The following is an 18,567-nucleotide window of genomic DNA, read 5'->3' as shown; positions in this document are numbered from 1 at the left end:
TGCGCTGGATGCGTTTGCGATGACCCATGGTCAAACGCGAGGCACAACGCAGCAACGCAATCACCGTGTAAACCCGGCGATTACGCGTCGTTGAACTGTCGGGATTAAGAGGTGGGCCGCACCCTGGTCGGCATGCAAAGCGTTGCCACCCAGCTCCCGATGGACACCCGCAGACAGGCCAAGTTCCTGTACTGGATGGGATGGCGCGTGACCGAAATTGCGCAGGCCATCGGCGAGAACGAGAAGACTGTACACAGCTGGAAGTCGCGTGACGAGTGGGATCGCGCAGACAACGTTGAGCGCATCGGTGGCGCGCTCGAGGCGCGGCTTGTCGTGCTGATCATGAAGCCGGAAAAGTCCGGCGGCGACTTCAAGGAAATTGATCTGCTGCACCGGCAGCTTGAGCGTCAGGCGCGCATCCAGCGCTACCAGGGCGGCGGCAACGAAGCCGATCTGAATCCGGCTGTCGCCAATCGCAATGCTGCGCCAAAGAAGAAGCCCAAGCGCAACGACTTCACTGAAGAGCAGATCGAACAGCTGACGACGGCGTTCGTCGACGGCTGCTTCGACTATCAGCGCGACTGGTACCGCGCCGGCAACCAACGTACCCGCATCATCCTCAAGTCGCGTCAGATCGGTGCCACGTACTACTTCGCCCGCGAGGCGCTGATCGATGCGCTCACCACCGGGCGCAATCAGATCTTCCTCAGCGCCTCCAAGGCGCAGGCGCATCTGTTCCGTGGCTACATGCAGCAGTTCGTGCGCGAGACGATCGACGAGACGCTCTCCGGCGGCGATAGCATCGTGTTTCCGAACGGCGCCGAGCTGTTCTTCCTGGGCACCAATGCACGCACCGCGCAGGGCTACCACGGCAATTTCTACTTCGACGAATTCTTCTGGACCTACGGGTTCAACGAGTTGGAGAAGGTTGCCAGCGGCATGGCCATGCACCAGAAGTGGCGCAAGACCTACTTCAGCACGCCGTCCAGCATGGCGCACGAGGCCTACACCTTCTGGACCGGCGAGCGCCGTAACAAAGGCAAGCCGGCCGCACAGCGGATCCAGATCGATGTCTCGCACGATGCGCTGGCCGGTGGGCGCCGCTGCCAGGACCGCGCCTGGCGGCAGATCGTCAACATCCTCGACGCCCAGCGCCGTGGCTGTGACCTGTTCGACATCGATGAGCTGCGCGAGGAATACAGCCCGGACGCCTTTGCCAACCTGTTGATGTGCGAGTTCGTTGACGACGGCGCCAGCATCTTCCCGCTGGCAATGCTGCAGCCGTGCATGGTCGACAGCTGGGTCGAGTGGGGCCAGGATTACAAACCGTTCGCCGCGCGCCCTTACGGCGATCGCGCGGTATGGATCGGCTACGACCCGGCCGAGACCGGCGACACTGCCGGCCTGGTCGTGGTGGCGCCACCGCAGCTGCCCGGCGGCAAGTTCCGCTTGCTGGAGCGGATCCAGTTCAGGGGCATGGACTTTGCCAAGCAGGCCGCCGAGATCGAGCGCATCACGCGCCGGTACTGGGTGACCTATATCGGCATCGACACCACCGGCATGGGCAGCGGCGTGGCGCAGCTGGTGAAGCAGTTCTTCCCGAATCTGGTCACCTTCAGCTACTCACCCGAGGTCAAGACGCGCCTGGTACTCAAGGCGTTCGACGTGATCCACAACGGGCGGTTGGAGTTCGACGCCGGCTGGACCGACGTGGCGCAGTCGTTGATGGCCATCCGCAAGACGATGACGGCCAGCGGCCGGCAATCCACCTTCACCGCCGGCCGCTCGGAAGAGACCGGCCACGCGGACCTGGCGTGGGCACTGTTCCACGCGCTGCAGAACGAACCGCTGGAGGGGCGCACCGCGCGCAACTCCGGCTTCATGGAGATCTCTTGATGTTGACCGACCAGCTGCCCGCCACCGCGCCTGCAGCGCCTGCCGTGCCCACACGTGCCGAGGCCTTTACCTTCGGCGACCCGACGCCGGTGCTCGATGGGCGCGGGGTGCTGGACTATCTGGAGTGCTGGCAGAACGGGCGCTGGTATGAGCCACCGGTGGCGCTGGATGGCCTGTCCAAGACCACGCGCAGCAATCCGTTCCTGCAGTCCGGGCTGATCTTCAAGCGCAACATGCTGGCGCGCACCTTCAAGCCGCATCGGCTGCTGACGCGCGAGGCGTTCGAGCAGCTGTCGCTGGACTGGATCACGCTGGGCAATGGCTACCTTGAGCGCCGCCGCAACCGCATGGGCGGTGCCCTGTCGCTGGCTGCGCCGTTATCAAAGTACATGCGGCGCGGCGTCACCGAGGGCGAGTACTTCCAAGTGCGCACCTGGCACGACGAACACATGTTCGAGCCGGGCAGCGTGTTCCAGCTGCGCGAAGCCGATGTCGATCAGGAGCTCTACGGCCTGCCCGAGTGGATGCCGGCGATGCAGTCCGCGCTGCTCAACGAATCGGCCACGCTGTTTCGCCGAAAGTACTACAACAACGGCTCGCATGCCGGTTTCATCCTGTACCTGACCGACCCGCAGCAGAGCCAGGAGGACGTCGATGCGCTACGCAACGCCATGAAGGGTGCCAAAGGGCCGGGCAACTTCCGCAACCTGTTCCTGTATTCGCCGGGCGGCAACAAGGATGGCCTGAAGCTGATTCCGGTGAGCGAGGTGGCGGCCAAGGATGAGTTCAGCGGCATCAAGGGCATCACCCGCGACGACATGCTGGCCGCGCTGCGCATCCCGCCGCAGCTCATGGGCATCGTGCCGCAGAACGCAGGGGGCTTCGGTTCCATCCGTGAAGCCGCTGCTGTGTGGGCCGCCAACGAGCTCGAACCGCTGCAGGCGCGCATGTTGAAGATCAACGACTGGGTGGGCGATGAGGTGATCTCTTTCGCCCCCTACGCGCCGCCAGCGGCCGCGTAATCCTTTTCCACCGCAAGACCACGCAATGCTCAAGAACCTCCGTTGTGGCGAATGCGCCCGCCTGCTGTGCAAGGCCGGCGCATTCGATGAAATCCAGATCAAGTGCCCACGCTGCGGCACGCTCAATCACCTGAAGGCCGAGAGCCTCACCTCCGATCGCCGCGAGCGAATCCAAGAAGGCTCTCACCATGAAAAATCAGCTCCTGCAGGGCGACGCCCTGACCATCCTGCCCACGCTCGAAGCGAATTCGTTCGACGCACTGATCACTGACCCGCCGTACGCCAGCGGTGGCCTGACGGCCGCCGCTCGTGCCAAGCCGCCGTCGCAGAAATATGTGCAAGGCGGTGGCGCCCAGCTGCATGCCGACTTCGTTGGCGACGAGCGCGACCAACGCTCGCATCTGAAGTGGATGCACCTGTGGCTGTCCGAGTGCGCGCGTGTGCTCAAAGACGGCGCGCCGGTCTTGCTGTTCACCGACTGGCGGCAGCTGCCGCTGACCACTGACGCGCTGCAGATCGCCGGCTTCACCTGGCGCGGCATCACCGTCTGGGACAAGACCGAAGGCGTGCGACCGCAGTTGGGGCGCTTCCGCAACCAGGCCGAATACATCGTGTGGGGCAGCAAGGGCAACATGCCGTTGGATCGCCGCGCGCCTGTGCTGCCAGGTGTCATCCGTGAGTCGGTACGCAAAGCTGACAAGCATCACCTGACCGGCAAGCCCACTGAATTGATGCGGCAGCTGGTGCGGATCTGCGAGGCGGGTGGGCGTGTGCTTGATCCCTTCGCCGGGTCTGGCACTACCTTGGTTGCTGCCCAGTTGGAAGGCTTCGAGGCGGTTGGAATTGAGATGACCGACCAATACGCTGCTGTGGCGCGCGACCGTCTTGGCGGTGTCTAAGAAATGAGGGGGCGCATAGCCGCCCTCTTACTTATTTCCGATCATGATGTTCTATGCCCTCCAACCCACCAGTCAGCCTTACATAAGCTCGTCCAACACAGAAAGTTGCTAGAGATTTATCGCTCTTACCCTCTGGAGATCCATTTGCCATCAGCTGAATAAAATGGACATTCTTCAAGTCCAAATGTTTGGAATAACATGTTAGCTAGTTGGCGGCACCAGATGTCGGGATCGGTTGCAAGTTGAGCAAGACTATCCACCTCAAGCATGGGTAGTTCGATCGCCGGCTCCCATGGCGCCGCTGCCTCTTGTGGGAAGTCCGGTCCAGGATAAAGCAGGCCGTACCCTTCTGCATTAATGCCCGAGAGAGCGATGTACGCTGGCCCGGTAATACCCACTTGGCCAAGCGCTATTGCGCAGTTTTTGGATGCATTTCTCATCAGAGCCGTGGCAGTGTAGCCGTGGATGACAAGTTTCCCTAGCTCCTGTCTAGCTCTGCCTTTCCAAACCACTTCAACCAGACCCGACCGAAAAATACGGATGAATTTGCTCTTCGGCTCGCCGCGTCCTGCGTCTGTGTAAAGTAGGCCATCGGCAGTGAAGGTAGATGAAAGCGTATGGTCGCCCTCAATTAGAGATCGATGTCTATTTCTAACGGCATGGATATCTATTTGTGAATCACCAAATAAGCTTTGGTGTGGAACGATGTGCAAGGTAAGCCAAGCTACGTCTTCAAGCTGCCGTTTCTGGATTGAACGATCCAGGTGAGCGAGACGCCCAATTCGCCACTCAGTTGCGGCTTGTGATACTCTTCCGCGAAGCTGAAATGCTGCGCGAAGTTGGCCGTAGTTCATTTCCAAGTTCATCGTTCCCTGCCGATAGATAAATTTTCTCTGATTGTTGAAATTGGTCTGGAACGGACCGCCGTACTGCTGCGGAACTTCGACCACAAGCACGTATCCGCCGTCTACTGAGATCGCCAGTACGGTATATCCAACTACCCGTGGCTCGATACCGTCTGCAATGCATTGATCCAGGCGCCTCTGTGCATCATCTCGGTCCTCGCTAGCGATAGGAACGATTGCCTCAGCGAGGCCATCGTTACCTTCCCGGACGCCATAAACAATTCGGCCGCCCTCGGTATTTGCCAGGGCGCACACGTCCTTCAGCAATTCTTTTCGGCTGTCTTCTCGCTTGGTCGGAAGCTCGCGCTTGAAGTCCAAATGAAGCGACTCCTGCACCTGGTCCTGCACAAGCCGCTCTATCCATTCGCTGTTGATAGCCATCGTTCTGCCGCCGGTTGATAGGCGGCTCTTATCAGCTGCCACATGCTTGCCCGTCAATAGCCGCTCCGCCCATCTACAGTCGACGGTCCATCTTCAACAGCTTGTCCCGGTCGCGTCGGCGCGCGCAATCGTCGCCCCGCCACGCCTGCGGTCTTCATGCACGGTTTTCGCTGCTCCCCCGCAGGGTGGGCCTAGGGCGCGCTGCTGTTACCGATCCGTACGATTCAAGGGGGCCTCTCTTCCCTGCAGATCCCTGCGCGCCTAGGGCGCTTTGCGGGTGGGTACGGCTGCTTTCCTCGGCTTGACCGCCAGGCGCATTTCGGCAAATGACCATCGGAACAAGGTAATCGGTAATCCGAGAACTGAAACAGGGCCTAAGCGACTGATTTAAATGGGAAATTATGGATTACCTTTTGGGGTGATTTAAGGTAATTATCCTCCCATAAAAAAGTTATGTAATTGAATTTTAAGGGTATTTTTTGAGAGTTTAATTACCTCCCTAAAAGGTAATCCCATTACCTCTAAGTTACCCTTTAATTACCTTTGATGTTGTTGTGTAAGTATTTGATAAATATATAGATATTTGCATTTATGAGGCCGGATTACCTAAATTACCTCCTCCCGATGGTCATCCCAAAAATTGCCTATTAGGGGTCTGGAACGGGGCTCCGGCCACCGCACTTGCGTATACGCTTGAGCACACCGCATCGACCGCCCATCTCTCGTGGATGGCCAGGCCTGCACGCTGCCGTAGAAATTGGAGCCAGTCCGAGCCGCCTGAGTCAGGCCTGCCGGCGCGCGATCAGCACGTGGCGCGCGGAAGATCTGCCAGTGAGGTAGTGAAGCGTCCCGACAAGAGCTCTTGCCGCGAAGTCCATGATGGAGAGTTCTGCCACCCGCTTGCACCGAGGCCGGCCGTAGCCCGCCCGAAGCGTCGGTTGATAGCGTCCAAAGCGCTCATCAGCTTCTCGTCGCCGATGCGAGCCGGAGTGAATAGATCGCCCTGCAGGTCTTCAGGCTTGGCTAGATCCATCAGGCACACGCCGGCCTTCTTGTAGGCGAAGCCTTCTCGCATGAAGCCCTGGAACAGCTGGCGTACAGTCATGAGCACGATGCGGCTGTCAGAAGTGGCGGAGGCGAGTGGGGCGGTGCGTGATGGGTTGTGCTGCGGTACGCCCGGCTTGAACGAATCCGTTTCGGCAAAGATGCCAATCGCGCTCGACGTCAATCCGCGAGCGCGCAGCTTCTCGGTGGCACGCATGGCGAAGGTGGCCAGCGCCTCTGACATATCTTGCGGGTCGCTTACCCAGGTCCCGAACGATCGGCGACCATGATTTGCTGCCGGTCTGGCTCGACCTCCTCAAGCTCGAGGCAGGTGTGACCCTGCAGCTCGCGCTGCGTGCGCGCCATCACCACTCCGAACTCCGCGAGCAGGTCGTCTGCAGCCGCATCCCGCAGATCCGCTGCCGTATACACACCGCGTGCCTGCAGCCTGGCGCTCCAGCGCCTACCAACGCCCCAGAGGTCGCCAACTAACGTGGCCCGCAGCACGGCATCGAGCTCGCTTGCACTGAGCGCTGCCAAGTCACAGACGCCGGCCAGATCGGCCGGGTAGCTGCCCGGTTTGCGCGCCGCATCCTTGGCGACCCGGTTGGCCAACTTAGCCAGGGTCTTCGTCGGCGCGATGCCGATGCAGTTCGGGATGCCAGTCCATTGGTGAACGCGCTCGCGTAGGTCGACCGCGAGCTGCCGGCGATCGCGGATCCCGGCCAGGTCAAGGAACGACTCGTCAATGGAGTACACCTCCACACGCGGCGCGGCTTGGCGAAGGATCACGCCGATGCGCGAGGCGATGTCGCCGTACAGACCGAAGTTTGCGGAGCGCAACGCCAGCCGCCGGCGGATCTGCGTGGGCACCTTGTGGATGGGCTGTCCCATCGTCACGCCTAGCGCCTTGGCCTCGTCCGATCGAGCAATGGCGCAGCCATCGTTGTTGCTCAGCACGACCAACGGCATGCCGCGCAGCTCGGGCTGGAACACCCGCTCGCAGCTGGCGTAGAAGTTGTTGCCGTCGATCAACGCGAACATCAGCGGCCAGCGCGGGAATGAGCGCGCGTGACCTGGCGGACCACGCCCACGGCCGCGAACACCTCGACCTCTGTGCCTGGCGCCAGGACGATCGGCGCGCAGTGTGGGCTGCAGCTGTGGAGCTCGATGTGGTCGACCGCGACCTGAAGGATCTTGCAGACCGGCTGATTGCCGTCCCAAATGGCCAGCACCATGTCGCCATTGATCGGACTCACTGAACGATCCACCACAAGGATGTCCCCGTCGCAGACGCCTGCCAGGATCATGCTCCAGCCCTCGGCCCGATACAGAAACGTAGCCGGCGGATTGCGGATCAGCACCCGGTTCAGATCGAGCTCGTCGTCTTGGAAGTCCTCGGCGGGCGAGGGGAAGCCGAGCTGTATCCGGATTGCGCTTAGTGGCAGATCGAGTGGTACTGGATCGTGATTGACTCGCCCGAGTAATTGGGCATATGTATGGGGCGGGGGAAGGGCAAGCATGGCGTGGATTTTGGATCCAACCAGTCTCAGTGTTCGAGATTTAGGTGGCTTCCACTTGAGCTGACCGCATTAACCCGCATCACAAGAGATTACTAGTCTCCAAGCCAGATTTTCTTGCGCTGAAATTTATCGAATACTCCCGCGTCAAAGAAGTTGGCGCTAACAATGTCCGCTACCGGAAAAACTTTATAAGAAGGTAGCATTGTCACGGGATTCTCAGAAGAGAAAATTTCGGTGTAGTCATCCGTGAATTGAACGCGCAAATCATCTTTGTCTCGGTAACCGCTTGATACCACTTCAAAGTTGAGATGAGACATGCTTGACTGCTGAAGGCTAGGGGAGTGCTGCAAAAAGCCTACGTATACTTTCCTATCCTTCATAGTCACCATCAATGGTGCAGGCACTGCAAGATTGTTAGTTTCGTCATAGGTAGTGAAGATTTTCCAGGACTTGCGCGCCTGAATTTTACGTTTAACGGGTCGCCCAATTAAAGGCAAGCTGGCAAAGAGCCGGAGAGGAAGTTCTACCGGTAGTGAGCGGAATATCGCATCTTCAGAAGGCACGCTGCCCGTGAAGCTTGCATAGAGTAGCGCTTCTAAATGCGTGAGAGATCCGCGGCCATACAACCAAAGGCCTGCCTCAGCTTTTGGCCAGGCGCGATTTATCCAAACAACTAATACGACACCAAAAGCTAGCGAAAGTACTGCTGTGCCGATGCCCTCGTAGTTTACAAAGCGATGGAGGAATTCATAAAGCCAATGTCCCCAATCCGTACTTGCTACCGCCAAGGTAAAAACGCGTGCGGATATAGCCAGTAAAGCGCCAGCAAAAGCCGACGCAAAAAGCAACTGCTCCTTTGACTGGCGTGAACTCCAGTAAACAAAGCAATGAGCATAAGTAATTAAAAGATACCCTCCGAGCAAGGGCAGGATGAGCTGGTTAAACGGCATGGCATCCTGCCCTGTAGAGCTCAGTGGTTATTTTTTAGGCTTGGCCGGTATCTGGAGGTTGGCGGCGCCATGAATTTTTTGTAAGACCTTCTGACCTTCGGAACTCATTAAGAAGCTCCGTACGTCCACAGTCACGCCGGCGCGGCTGAATTTGCCATAGGTTGCTGAGCTCAGCTCCCTTGTTGTCAGTGTCTTAGCCATTGCGAACCCTCAGCGTAGAAACGGTAGTGTGCACGTTCTGGACCAAAAAGTCCCCAGCTTATTGGCTCCAGGGCGTGGCCCGATTTGCTTCACAAATCGGGCCACGCCCTGGAGCCGTAAGCTCAGGCAACATCATCATAACGCTAGACTAGCTAATAAAAAGCGTGAGTACAAGCCCACACAAAGACGTGGGCGCAAAGGCGTGACCCGGGGCCACCCTCCTATTCAGCTTTCTCTGGTTGGACTTCTTCCAGCGCTCTGCTGAGTGGGCTAGCGAACTTGACTAGAGCCGGACAAGCATTTGGAAGTGCAGTGGTTGCATAGCAGCGCAGTCCAGAAATATGAGGGAGGCGCCCGGTCCTCCTTGAAAATGTACAGGTCTCTATGGGCGCTCTCGTTCCACCACGAGGAACGGCCTTAGTCCATGGGCTGTCTGCAGGAAAAATGCCGAGCCCATCCCTGGGCTGCAAGCGTTTGCTCCGGCGCCATCGGGAAAAATCATGGCGATAACTCTTTGATAATTAAGGTCAATGGGCCTGACTCATAATCCTTTGGTTCCAGGTTCGAATCCTGGTGGGCCCACCAAATTCCGGTTCAAGAACGTCCGATATAGTCCGGAAGGTTCAAGAAATCCCCTGAAAAACGTTGGTATTTGGTCTTGCAAGGTCCAGCTGGATCCAGCTGCATCCATGTGTGAAGTGAGTCGGGCTGTGAGTCGTTCCATCGCATCTTGCCTGCCCGACTCACAGGTGCCTGACTCCACATGCTTACAGATACAAAGCTTCGCGCGCTTAACCCTCGGGATGCTGCTTTTCGGGTGGCTGACTCAAATGGCTTGTGCATTGAGGTGCGTACCACTGGTGCAAAGCTTTGGCGGTATCGCTATCGGTATGCAGGCAAGCCAAGCATGCTGACCATCGACGAGTACCCGGCGCTTTCACTGATGCAGGCTCGTGCAGAGCGCGACAAGCTACGTATGCTGCTGAAGGGTGGAGCTGACCCGGCCCATGTCGCTCGGATTGAGCGAGCGGTCCAAGCCGAGCGCGTGAACACTACATTCGGAACCATTGCGCTTGAGCTGCTGGCTAAGCGAGCGAAGGAGGGGCTAGGTCCAGGGTCGGTAAAGCGAGAGCGCCGTCTTATCGAAAAGGATTTGGCTTTTATTGCTGACATGCCGATCACTGATGTCAGTGCTCCCATTCTTCTGGCTGCTCTGAGGAAGCTGGAGCAACGGGGCGTAGTGGAGACTGCCCACCGGGCGAGGTCTCATGCAGGACGAGTTTTCCAGTACGCGATGGTGACGGGCAGGGCTCAGCGAAATCCTGCTGAAGACCTTGTGGGTGCATTGGAGCAGCTGCAAACCAAGCACTTCGCAAGCCTGACCGAGCCTGGGCGAATTGGCGAGCTTCTACGCGCGCTGTGGGCTTACCGGGGCTCGCCTGTGACCTGCGCGGCCCTCAAGCTGGCTCGCATGCTTTTCGTGCGCCCTGGCGAACTGCGGCAGGCCAAGTGGACGGATATTGACTTGGAAGCCGGCGAGTGGCGCTACGTCACCAGCAAGAGCAAGACCGCGCATATCGTTCCTTTATCCGCACAAGCAGTGGCAGTGCTTGAAGAACTATGGCCACTCACCAAGCGCAGCGACTACGTGTTTCCCGGCGTGCGCAGCGCCGATCGCCCCATGAGCGAGAACACGGTCAATGCCGCGCTCCGCAATTTGGGCTTCGATGGCGAAACCATTGTAGGTCACGGCTTTCGTGCGATGGCGCGGACCGTGCTGGATGAAGTTCTGGGGTTTCGCCCAGACTATATCGAGCACCAGCTCGCGCATGCCGTGCGTGATCCATTGGGGCGAGCCTACAACCGCACGGCGCACCTGCCAGAGCGCAAGAAGATGATGCAGGGGTGGGCCGACTATCTAGACAGTCTACGGACACAGGGGCAGACAAGCTGAGATAAGGCTGTGTCAGCCGTTTCTGTCAGGAAGTGCGTATCAGATCTGCTTGCTCGTACCGAGCCGCCTCGCCAATGCCCTGCCGGCTTATCACCATATCCCGGCGCAGCTGGAACCACTGTGCGTCGCCGTAGCGCACCAGATGGTGCCGCCTTACCTGAGTGCCCAGCACGAGATGCGCGGTAAGCTGCTTTTTGAAGTGCTTGGCGACATATGTCTCGAACAGCTTTTCCATCGGGCATGTCGACTCCCCGTAAAGTTAATCCAACCATAGCCAGAGCTCCTGGTCGACCGGGCGGTACGCACTATCAGAAAGGGTTTGGGATGGCGCGCCTGCTCGGCAAAGTTCCGCTGCATGCGCGAAGCGCACGATTGCCGTTTAGTACGGCTGTGTGGACATGCCGGCTTTGACTGCCTGCCAGTAGTAGCCATCGACAGCCCGGCCGACTCATAACCTGCGGTTACGAGCCCCCCGGCTCGGGAGTCCGACGATGTGTTGCAACACCGCGCGCAATGAAGCATGGAACACTGCCGCATGATGCAGGGCGGGGAACTCGCGGTAGCGCACTGCAAGACCTGGCAGCGTCGCCAGGCGCTTTGCCAGGTGCAATGCCGCGTCAGCTGGCGCGCCTTGAATTGCATTCAATAAGTCTGTGTGATCAGGACGTTCACGGCTACGCGGATCGATCTGGCCGGCTCGCTCTGCTCCACCGAGAAATATCCATATACGCGCGGGATAGTGCGACCCGCATGCAATGAAGTGCTCCTCGGGCGTGCCTAACAGTGCGCCTTGCCCCCACCATAGTGACGGGCTGGCAGTGGCGAAATCGGTGAACAGGCCGTCGCCAGCATACAACGCGTGCAACACAAACAGTCCGGCCAATGAATGTCCCCACAGCGCCTGCCTACTGCGATCCAACCGCACGTGGTGTGTGATCGCAGGCATTGCTTTCAGCAGCAGAGCATTGAGCAATGCTTGCGCACCGCCACCTACCAGCCCGTCTGGTGCATCGGGAGCTTTAAGAAACGGATGGTCGGCAGGCTGGAACGTATAATCGCGAGCGCGGGTAGGCAAATCGATCAGCAGGTCGTGGTCGGCATCGATAAACACCAGCACGGGCGGCGCCGGCAGCTGCGACAACCGGCACAGCAAGACGGTATCGAAGTGGGTAAGAGCCCGGTTACCGTCCAGCATCCACAGCGACGGAAAACCGCGTCTGGGTGGCTGCACACATGGACGTGCAATACGAATGCGCCAGCGACGCCCATTATCTTCATCAATCACTACGCTGTCGAAAAAACGGTAGCAACGAGTCGGCGGCAAGCGCTTGCTAGTTGCCCGGACGCCAAGCCTCAGCCGGCCCGAGCTAAGCCTGTGTTGCTGCGGATTGATGCCGCGCCATGTTGTTGAGATCATTGGAGCATTGGGCAGGCGCGACCTAATAAAAAAACTGCGCTCGACAAATCTCGCCTGAATATTTCAAGTATTTTCTATATGAATTCATGATTTTTTACCCGGCCTGTTGATTTTTAATAAAAGATTGCGCTAGCGATAAAGAGCTGCACTAAAAACAGCAATACACGCTATCGATATCCAGTTTTCTGACTGATTGTGCGTTGTCGTTAAGGTGGATTGCTCGTCATTTGCATTGAATAGATATTTTTTCTTCAGATGATTTGAGCTGAATGTTAAGGGGGAAGTGTACGTGGCGGGTAAGTATGGAATGTCTCGCCGGAAGATAGCAACAGGTTATGACAGTAGCGCATTGTTGCTGCTTGCAAGTGCTGAGACAGAAGAGCTGGGTATCTAGATCAGGAGAAATGTTTAAGATCTTCCATTTTTGTGTTTAAAACGTGTTTAACCCGTGAGTCAGCACGGATCTAGACGCTTGTTTTTCCTCACCACATAGCCGATCGCTCTAGTAGCTCTTCAACACACCCGTAGCACACTGATTGCCTGGCTATCCTTAAGTAAACAAATAGGGTAAAGCGCTGGATCGCTCTTTCGTCCATCAACCAGCCTCAGCCCCACTCGACGTGGACTGAGGACATGGGGACGCGCAGCAACAGAAAGATGCGTCTGTAAATGCACTCACTCCTTACGCCCTCTCAACCAAGCTTCAATTTCCGGGACCCGTCGCTCTCGCAGCGTGGCGCGCGTTTGAATGGCGGCGATGGCTTTTTCTGCATTGCTGCGTGCGTCTGGCTCAAGATAGTGGTCTGCGTACACCTTGACCTTGTCGGCGGTCTGCCGGTTGGCCGAGGTGGCAACCAGGCGCGGGTAGAAGCCGCTGCGGGAGGTGGCACCGATCAGTGTGTCTACTTGTTCGCGATGCGCGACCGCGAAGTCAAACGCCAGGTCCGGGTGCTGGCGTGCCACCTGCGAAATCATGCGCATGCCGATGTTGCCGCCAGGCTCGCTGGTCATGCCTAGGTCAAGTGCACGTTGTGCCAGCGCAGCATCTTGCGTATTCGCAAGCAGTACGTAGTACTGCGTACGCAGCGTGTTGCTGGTCTGCGCCTTGGCCAGAACGTGTAGACGATCCCATGTGGCGGCGTCGGCATGGCGGGACACGATGTCCAGCACACTCTTACGCAGATCAGGCGGCAATGCATCGGGATCGGATTCAAACGCGACAAAGCGGCGCCGCGCTTCTGCGACGATGGCAGGCTCGCCCATGGCGCCCAGCGCGCTGAGCAATTGCGCGCGCGCCACCTTCACCTGGCTGCGCTCGTTGACGCGGCTGTCCCAGCCCAGGTTGCCAAAAGCTGGCGTCAACCGCGACGCCGCATAGCTACGCCATGCGGCCTGCTCTTTGGGCGCGCCATCGAATACCGTGTCGATTCCGTCGAACAGCTCGGCCACCACCTGCCACACGTCTGGCGGTGCCGTGGCTGCCACGCTGGTGGTGAGATCGAGCAGGTCGGCCTCCGGTTGCAGGGCGTTGGTGGCCAGCGCACTGGTGTCCATCAGTGCGCCCATCTGGTCCACGACCGGCAATGTGGAGAAACCTGTGCGCAGCACCTTGAAATCAGCGGGCGCATAAAGCGTGCGGAAGTAGCCGTTTTGCCCGGCATTAACCACAACAGGCCCACCGCAACCAGGCAATTGTAGTTGCGCGGTGCCGTCCACCAGTACCCGCGTGAGCGTGCCACTGGCACCGCGTACAGCCACCGGTACGCGCCAGCGCAGCGGCGTCTTGTTCGGGCGATCCAGCGTGTACTCGCCCTGCTCCAGATCAACCGTGGTGCTGCCCACAGTGCAGGTGGTGCGCACCTTGATCAAGGGCACGCCCGGTTGCAGGGTGAAGTCGTGCGCCACCTGAGTGAATTGCTTGCCTGGCGCTACGGCATCGAATTGCTGCCAGAGGTCATCGGTGGTGGTGTTGCCGTAGCGATGCTGGCGGATGTAGCGCCGGACACCATCGCGCCATTGCTCGGCACCAAGGTAATCTTCCAGCATCGCAATGATCGCTTCACCCTTGTTGTAGGTGATCTGGTCGAACGCCTGATCGGCTTGCTCCACCGTGGTCACGTGCTGCACCACCGGGTGAGTGGTGGCAGATGCGTCGCCCTGCATAGCACTGCGGCTGCGCAGAGCTGGAAGCATGTTGTTGCTGTCCCACTCCGGGTGCAGCTTCTGCGTCGTACGCGCTCCCATCCAGTTGGCAAAGCCCTCGTTGAGCCACAGGTCATCCCACCATGCCATGGTGACTAGGTTGCCAAACCACTGATGCGCGATTTCATGCGCGGCCACGCCGAAGGCACGTTGCTTGTCGTCAATGCCAGCCACTGCCGGATCCAGCAACAGATAAGCTTCGGCACTGAGAATGGCGCCCCAGTTCTCCATAGCTGCGTTGTAGCGTGCCGGTGCGGCAATGTTGTCTAGCTTTGGCAACGGGTAAGGCTCGCCGAAATGCGCGTTGTATTCATGCAGAATGTTGCGCGACGACTCCAGCGCAAACTGTGCTTGGTCTAGCTTGCCGGTCTGGGCCACTACGCCGATCTCGGTGCCATTCTCGGCCTTGACCGTGGCGCGCTCGAAATCGCCCACACCCAGGAACAGTAGATACGTGGACATAGGGGGCGTGGGCTGGAACACCACGCGCTTCAATCCGCCGGCGATCGCGGTGGACTTGGCCACCGGTAGGTTGCTGATCGCCATTTGCGCGGCCGGTACATTCACCGCCAGATCAAAGGTGGCTTTGAAGTTGGGCTCGTCCCAGGAGGGAATGAAGTTGCGTGCATTGGCCGCCTCAAACTGAGTAAGCAATGCACGCCGTGGGCCTTGCGGCGTCGTGTAATCAGCAGCAAACAGTCCGTTGGATTGGGTGTTTATCACCCCGCTATAGGCGATGGATAGCACGTAGTTGCCGGGCGCCAGCGGCTTTTCAAAAGTGAAGCTGGCAGTCTGTTCCTCATCATTGGCGCTGACCATGGCTGGCTGCGGTGTGTCACGCTTGCGCTGGGTGAGCGTGGCGTTGACAAAGGTGAGCTTGGCCGCATGTAGCGTGATGCTGTCAGTGGGTTGCAGCACGACGACGTCAATGGTCACCTTGCCATCAAAGGTGAGTGCATCGGCATGCGGCGTTATCTCTACCGCGTAATGCGTGGGCTTAGCGGTGCGGGGTAACTGGGTCGTAACTGTGCTCACCGGCGAGCTTGATCTGCGTTGGGCAGCAGCATCCCCTTGAGCCGAGGAAGGCAGGGAAGTACTGATCAAAGTCAACGTGATGGCAGCTTGCAGGATGTGTCGCACAGTGATTGCCTCGGAGAGGTAGACGCGATGTTAGGCTTATATCTAAAGTTATAAAAAAACATTAGTAAATTATTGCAGGGTGCGAAATACTCTACACGGAAGCGTAGTTCAGGCCCGCAAGACGCCCGAACTGCTGAATGGCTGGACGCCATCGATCCGCAGGACTTAATGATTCATCCTCAATAAGTCTGATTAGTCCTATTTGACATGGCAGTGCTTGCAATAAATCGAAAGCCATTGTTCCTTTGTGTGGGAAAAGTGCCGGAAAATTAATTTTCCTTATGACGCTGAGGGAGTCACTAGGTCGCCGAATGCCATAGCATTCAAGACATACATTGGGAATTTAACGAGAAAATAAAAGCTCCGCGCTTGTTAAGCGCGGAGCCACTAAAGGCATTTTATGCAAATGCGGCTTCTGCAAACCCAACGAGTGCAATTTCTGGTAATCGGCAGGCGTGCTCTCTCCTTGGCATGAATACTTGCGTTTGTTGATGGATCGATAATTTCTTTTCGCTTGCGCTGCGCGACTTGGCTAGATAACTGACGGCCAGTATCAGGAACCACATCGGGCTGGCCAACAGCGCCTGGCGTGTGTCGGTCTGTAAGGTCAGCAAGACAATGACAAATGCGAAGAACGCGAGGCATACGTAGCACATCAGCACACCGCCGGGCATCTTGAAAGCTGACCCTGCGTGCAGCTCCGGGCGCTTGCGCCTATAGGCGATGTAAGCGCACAGAATCAACGACCACACGAACATGAAGAGCACTGCCGACAATGTCGTGACCAGAGTAAAGGCGGTGACTAGGTTGGGGATTAGGTACACCAGCATCGCGCCCAACAACAAGCAAGCGCAGGAGAACAGCAAGCCGCGTGCTGGCACTGCTGCACTAGAGAGCTTCGCAAATCCCTTTGGTGCATTTTGCTCTTCGGCAAGGCCGTAAAGCATGCGACTGGTCGAAAAGAGACCGCTGTTAGCCGACGAGGTGGCTGAGGTGAGCACTACGAAATTAATCAGACTTGCCGCCGCTGGTATTCCGGCAAGTACGAACAGCTCCACGAACGGACTTTTGCCGGCCACTACCTGCCGCCAGGGCGTCACGGCCATGATAGCGATCAGGGCAAGCACATAGAAAATCAGAATGCGCACAGGAATTGAATTGATCGCTTTAGGCAGGTTGCGATGCGGGTCGGCGGTTTCTGCAGCAGTGGTGCCGACCAGCTCGATGCCGACAAAGGCGAACACTGCGATCTGGAATCCAGCGAAGAACCCGCCAATTCCCATTGGGAACATGCCGCCGTCATTCCACAGATTGGACAGCGATGCCAGGTTGCCGGAAGGCGAACGGAACCCCCACATCACCAGCCCCGCGCCAGTAATGATCAATACGCAGATGGCGATAATCTTGATTAGTGCGAACCAGAACTCTAGCTCGCCGAAGAGCTTCACTGTCACCAGGTTCAACGCAAGCAAGAGTAATAGACACATCACCGCTGGAATCCACGGCGCTAGGCCCGGAAACCAGAACTGTGCGTAGGCAGCGATCGCGATGACATCCGCAATGGCGGTGATGATCCAGCAGAACCAATAGGTCCATCCACAGAAGAAGCCCGCCCATGGGCCAAGCAAATCTGTGGAAAAGTCGATGAACGACTTATATTCAAGGTTGGACAACAGCAGCTCGCCCATGGCACGCATAACGAAGAACAGCATCGCGCCGATGATCAGGTAGACGAACAGGATTGAAGGGCCAGCCAAGCTGATCGTCTTGCCCGAACCCATAAACAAGCCGGTGCCGATTGCCCCGCCAATGGCGATTAGCTGCAAGTGGCGGTTGGAAAGACTGCGCTGTAGATGATCGGGCGCGGATGGGTCAGACATGGGGAGCGGACCGGCGACTAATGAGCTGGCTAACGTACATCTTCGTTGATCATATTGTTGCCTAGTAACGCAAATTGAGACCGCGAAGCGAATGTTTGAAGATTTTTGGGAGCGCAATAAAATTTAGAATCGTCACTGCTACACGAGAGCTTCGTAAAAAAATACGTGAATGCATATGGGCTAATGATTGACTAATGATTTGGCATGCGACTTTTACTAGCGAGCTCGATTCGTCTTAAGCAGTTATCGCCTGGCGTTGAAATAATGGCCTCGGCTGGAACGTGCCGACCAGGAAGCCCACGTTTGAGATGAATTTCGTTCGGCACACTGAATAACCTTCTTATGCCGGTGCTGTCCTGCGTGGCAGAGTGGGCCGAGCCGCAGTCACAGACCTGCGTCCGGAGCGATGGCGCGATGCATGCCAATCTTGTCCGCAACGAGCGCGACGAACGCTCGCACTTGAAGTGGACACATCTATGTTTATCGGGGTTAGGGAGCGTTTAAAAGACTGCGCCCGCCGTGTTGCTGTTCAATGCTTGATATCAGTTGCAGCTGCTCACTGAAGCGCTGCAGATCGCTAGCTTCTCCGAGGCTGGTGAGGCCGCGTGTAGGAGTGAGACTGATAGTGAATGCATGAACTGACTAGGCTGATATCGCTCCGCTCCAGGATGCGTACAAGCCGCCGCTTGCGGTCGCTGACCGGCGGCTGGTTCACCCATCGCAGGATCTTGACCTACGATTTCAAGTTAGGCGCGCCATCTGCGTTGTCCGATGCATAGGCGTTGATGATCGCTGCTACCAGCCCTGGGAAGCGGGCGTTGATTTCTGGAAATCTCGAATGGTTCCGCATCTCAACACCGTGACGCTCGCTGCGGATCAGTCCAGCCTCGCGCAAGATCTTGAAATGATTCGACAGCGATGATTTCGGAATCACGCGATCGCCCAGCTCGGCGACAGAAGCACACGCCTCCACGTGGCCGGCAGTGAGGATCTTGGCAAGGATCGCCGCACGGTTGGGGTCCGACAGCGCATGGAGAATCGCGGCGGGTCGAACGTCTTCGATAGCAGGATGAAGTAAGGGTCTCATGGTGATTTTCTGCAACGCTTGACCTCGGTGACCATAGTTCATAATATCCGAACTACGGGACTAGGG

The 18,567-nt window shown here is 57.8% G+C and carries 13 protein-coding genes and 2 pseudogenes; 5 read left to right on the top strand and 10 right to left on the bottom strand.

Going from position 1 to position 18,567, the window contains the following annotated elements:
• Nucleotides 1–132 precede the first annotated feature (132 nt).
• Genes KHN93_RS18655 through KHN93_RS18640 form a run of 4 tightly spaced genes read left to right on the top strand, consistent with a single transcriptional unit; the run spans nt 133 to nt 3,817 of the window.
• Entirely contained in the window at nt 133–1,896 is a 1,764-nt protein-coding gene (locus tag KHN93_RS18655) for a terminase ATPase subunit family protein (protein ID WP_212579646.1), read from the top strand.
• On the top strand, nt 1,896–2,918 hold the full coding sequence (locus KHN93_RS18650) for a phage portal protein (RefSeq protein ID WP_211921040.1): 1,023 nt from the start codon (nt 1,896–1,898) through the stop codon (nt 2,916–2,918). The genes KHN93_RS18655 and KHN93_RS18650 overlap by 1 nt, the downstream gene beginning before the upstream one ends.
• 25 nt (nt 2,919–2,943) lie before the next feature.
• On the top strand, nt 2,944–3,189 hold the full coding sequence (locus KHN93_RS18645) for a Com family DNA-binding transcriptional regulator (protein ID WP_080936676.1): 246 nt from the start codon (nt 2,944–2,946) through the stop codon (nt 3,187–3,189).
• A complete protein-coding gene (locus KHN93_RS18640) occupies nt 3,107–3,817 on the top strand; it encodes a DNA-methyltransferase (protein ID WP_211921038.1) in 711 nt (236 codons plus the stop codon). The genes KHN93_RS18645 and KHN93_RS18640 overlap by 83 nt, the downstream gene beginning before the upstream one ends.
• Nucleotides 3,818–3,942: 125 nt before the next feature.
• Here KHN93_RS18640 and KHN93_RS18635 read toward each other — a convergent pair whose 3' ends face one another.
• The 5 genes and pseudogenes from KHN93_RS18635 to KHN93_RS18615 form a co-directional block, all read right to left on the bottom strand.
• Complete coding sequence (locus KHN93_RS18635) at nt 3,943–5,160, bottom strand: AlbA family DNA-binding domain-containing protein (RefSeq protein ID WP_211921036.1); 1,218 nt, start codon at nt 5,158–5,160, stop codon at nt 3,943–3,945.
• 745 nt (nt 5,161–5,905) lie between these two features.
• Nucleotides 5,906–7,191: pseudogene (locus tag KHN93_RS21825) on the bottom strand (Y-family DNA polymerase).
• Nucleotides 7,191–7,670, bottom strand: coding sequence for a LexA family protein (locus KHN93_RS18625; RefSeq protein WP_211921034.1), 480 nt, complete (start codon nt 7,668–7,670; stop codon nt 7,191–7,193). Before KHN93_RS18625 ends, KHN93_RS21825 begins: the two are co-directional and overlap by 1 nt.
• A gap of 92 nt (nt 7,671–7,762) precedes the next feature.
• A complete protein-coding gene (locus KHN93_RS18620; RefSeq protein WP_211921032.1) occupies nt 7,763–8,620 on the bottom strand; it encodes a hypothetical protein in 858 nt (285 codons plus the stop codon).
• A 27-nt stretch (nt 8,621–8,647) separates the two neighbouring features.
• Nucleotides 8,648–8,821, bottom strand: coding sequence for a hypothetical protein (locus tag KHN93_RS18615; RefSeq protein WP_211921031.1), 174 nt, complete (start codon nt 8,819–8,821; stop codon nt 8,648–8,650).
• Nucleotides 8,822–9,584: 763 nt separating this feature from the next.
• On the opposite strand from KHN93_RS18615, the gene KHN93_RS18610 reads away from it, so the two are divergent.
• On the top strand, nt 9,585–10,775 hold the full coding sequence (locus tag KHN93_RS18610) for a tyrosine-type recombinase/integrase (RefSeq protein WP_211921029.1): 1,191 nt from the start codon (nt 9,585–9,587) through the stop codon (nt 10,773–10,775).
• Nucleotides 10,776–10,800: 25 nt separating this feature from the next.
• On the opposite strand, the gene KHN93_RS18605 is transcribed toward KHN93_RS18610, so the two are convergent.
• The 5 genes and pseudogenes from KHN93_RS18605 to KHN93_RS18585 form a co-directional block, all read right to left on the bottom strand.
• Nucleotides 10,801–11,010 carry a 5-methylcytosine restriction system specificity protein McrC gene (locus KHN93_RS18605; RefSeq protein ID WP_211921027.1) on the bottom strand — a complete coding sequence of 70 codons (210 nt, stop codon included), beginning with the start codon at nt 11,008–11,010 and terminating at the stop codon, nt 10,801–10,803.
• A 213-nt stretch (nt 11,011–11,223) separates the two neighbouring features.
• Nucleotides 11,224–12,192 (bottom strand): alpha/beta hydrolase, encoded by a 969-nt coding sequence (locus KHN93_RS18600; protein ID WP_172837873.1) that lies wholly within the window; start codon nt 12,190–12,192, stop codon nt 11,224–11,226.
• Between the two features lie 675 nt (nt 12,193–12,867).
• Nucleotides 12,868–15,534 carry a M1 family metallopeptidase gene (locus KHN93_RS18595; RefSeq protein ID WP_211921025.1) on the bottom strand — a complete coding sequence of 889 codons (2,667 nt, stop codon included), beginning with the start codon at nt 15,532–15,534 and terminating at the stop codon, nt 12,868–12,870.
• A gap of 506 nt (nt 15,535–16,040) precedes the next feature.
• Nucleotides 16,041–17,414: pseudogene (cycA, locus tag KHN93_RS18590) on the bottom strand (D-serine/D-alanine/glycine transporter); the annotation flags it as partial.
• A 733-nt stretch (nt 17,415–18,147) separates the two neighbouring features.
• Nucleotides 18,148–18,516: an ArsR/SmtB family transcription factor gene (locus KHN93_RS18585; RefSeq protein WP_225879947.1), complete on the bottom strand. Its 369-nt coding sequence runs from the start codon at nt 18,514–18,516 to the stop codon at nt 18,148–18,150.
• Between the last annotated feature and the right edge of the window lie 51 nt (nt 18,517–18,567).

The sequence above is a fragment of the Xanthomonas arboricola pv. juglandis genome, from assembly GCF_905367715.1.
Classification (GTDB): Bacteria; Pseudomonadota; Gammaproteobacteria; order Xanthomonadales; family Xanthomonadaceae; genus Xanthomonas; species Xanthomonas arboricola.
The sequence above is the reverse complement of the archived record's forward strand: the minus strand, read 5'-3'. Positions and strand labels throughout refer to the sequence as shown.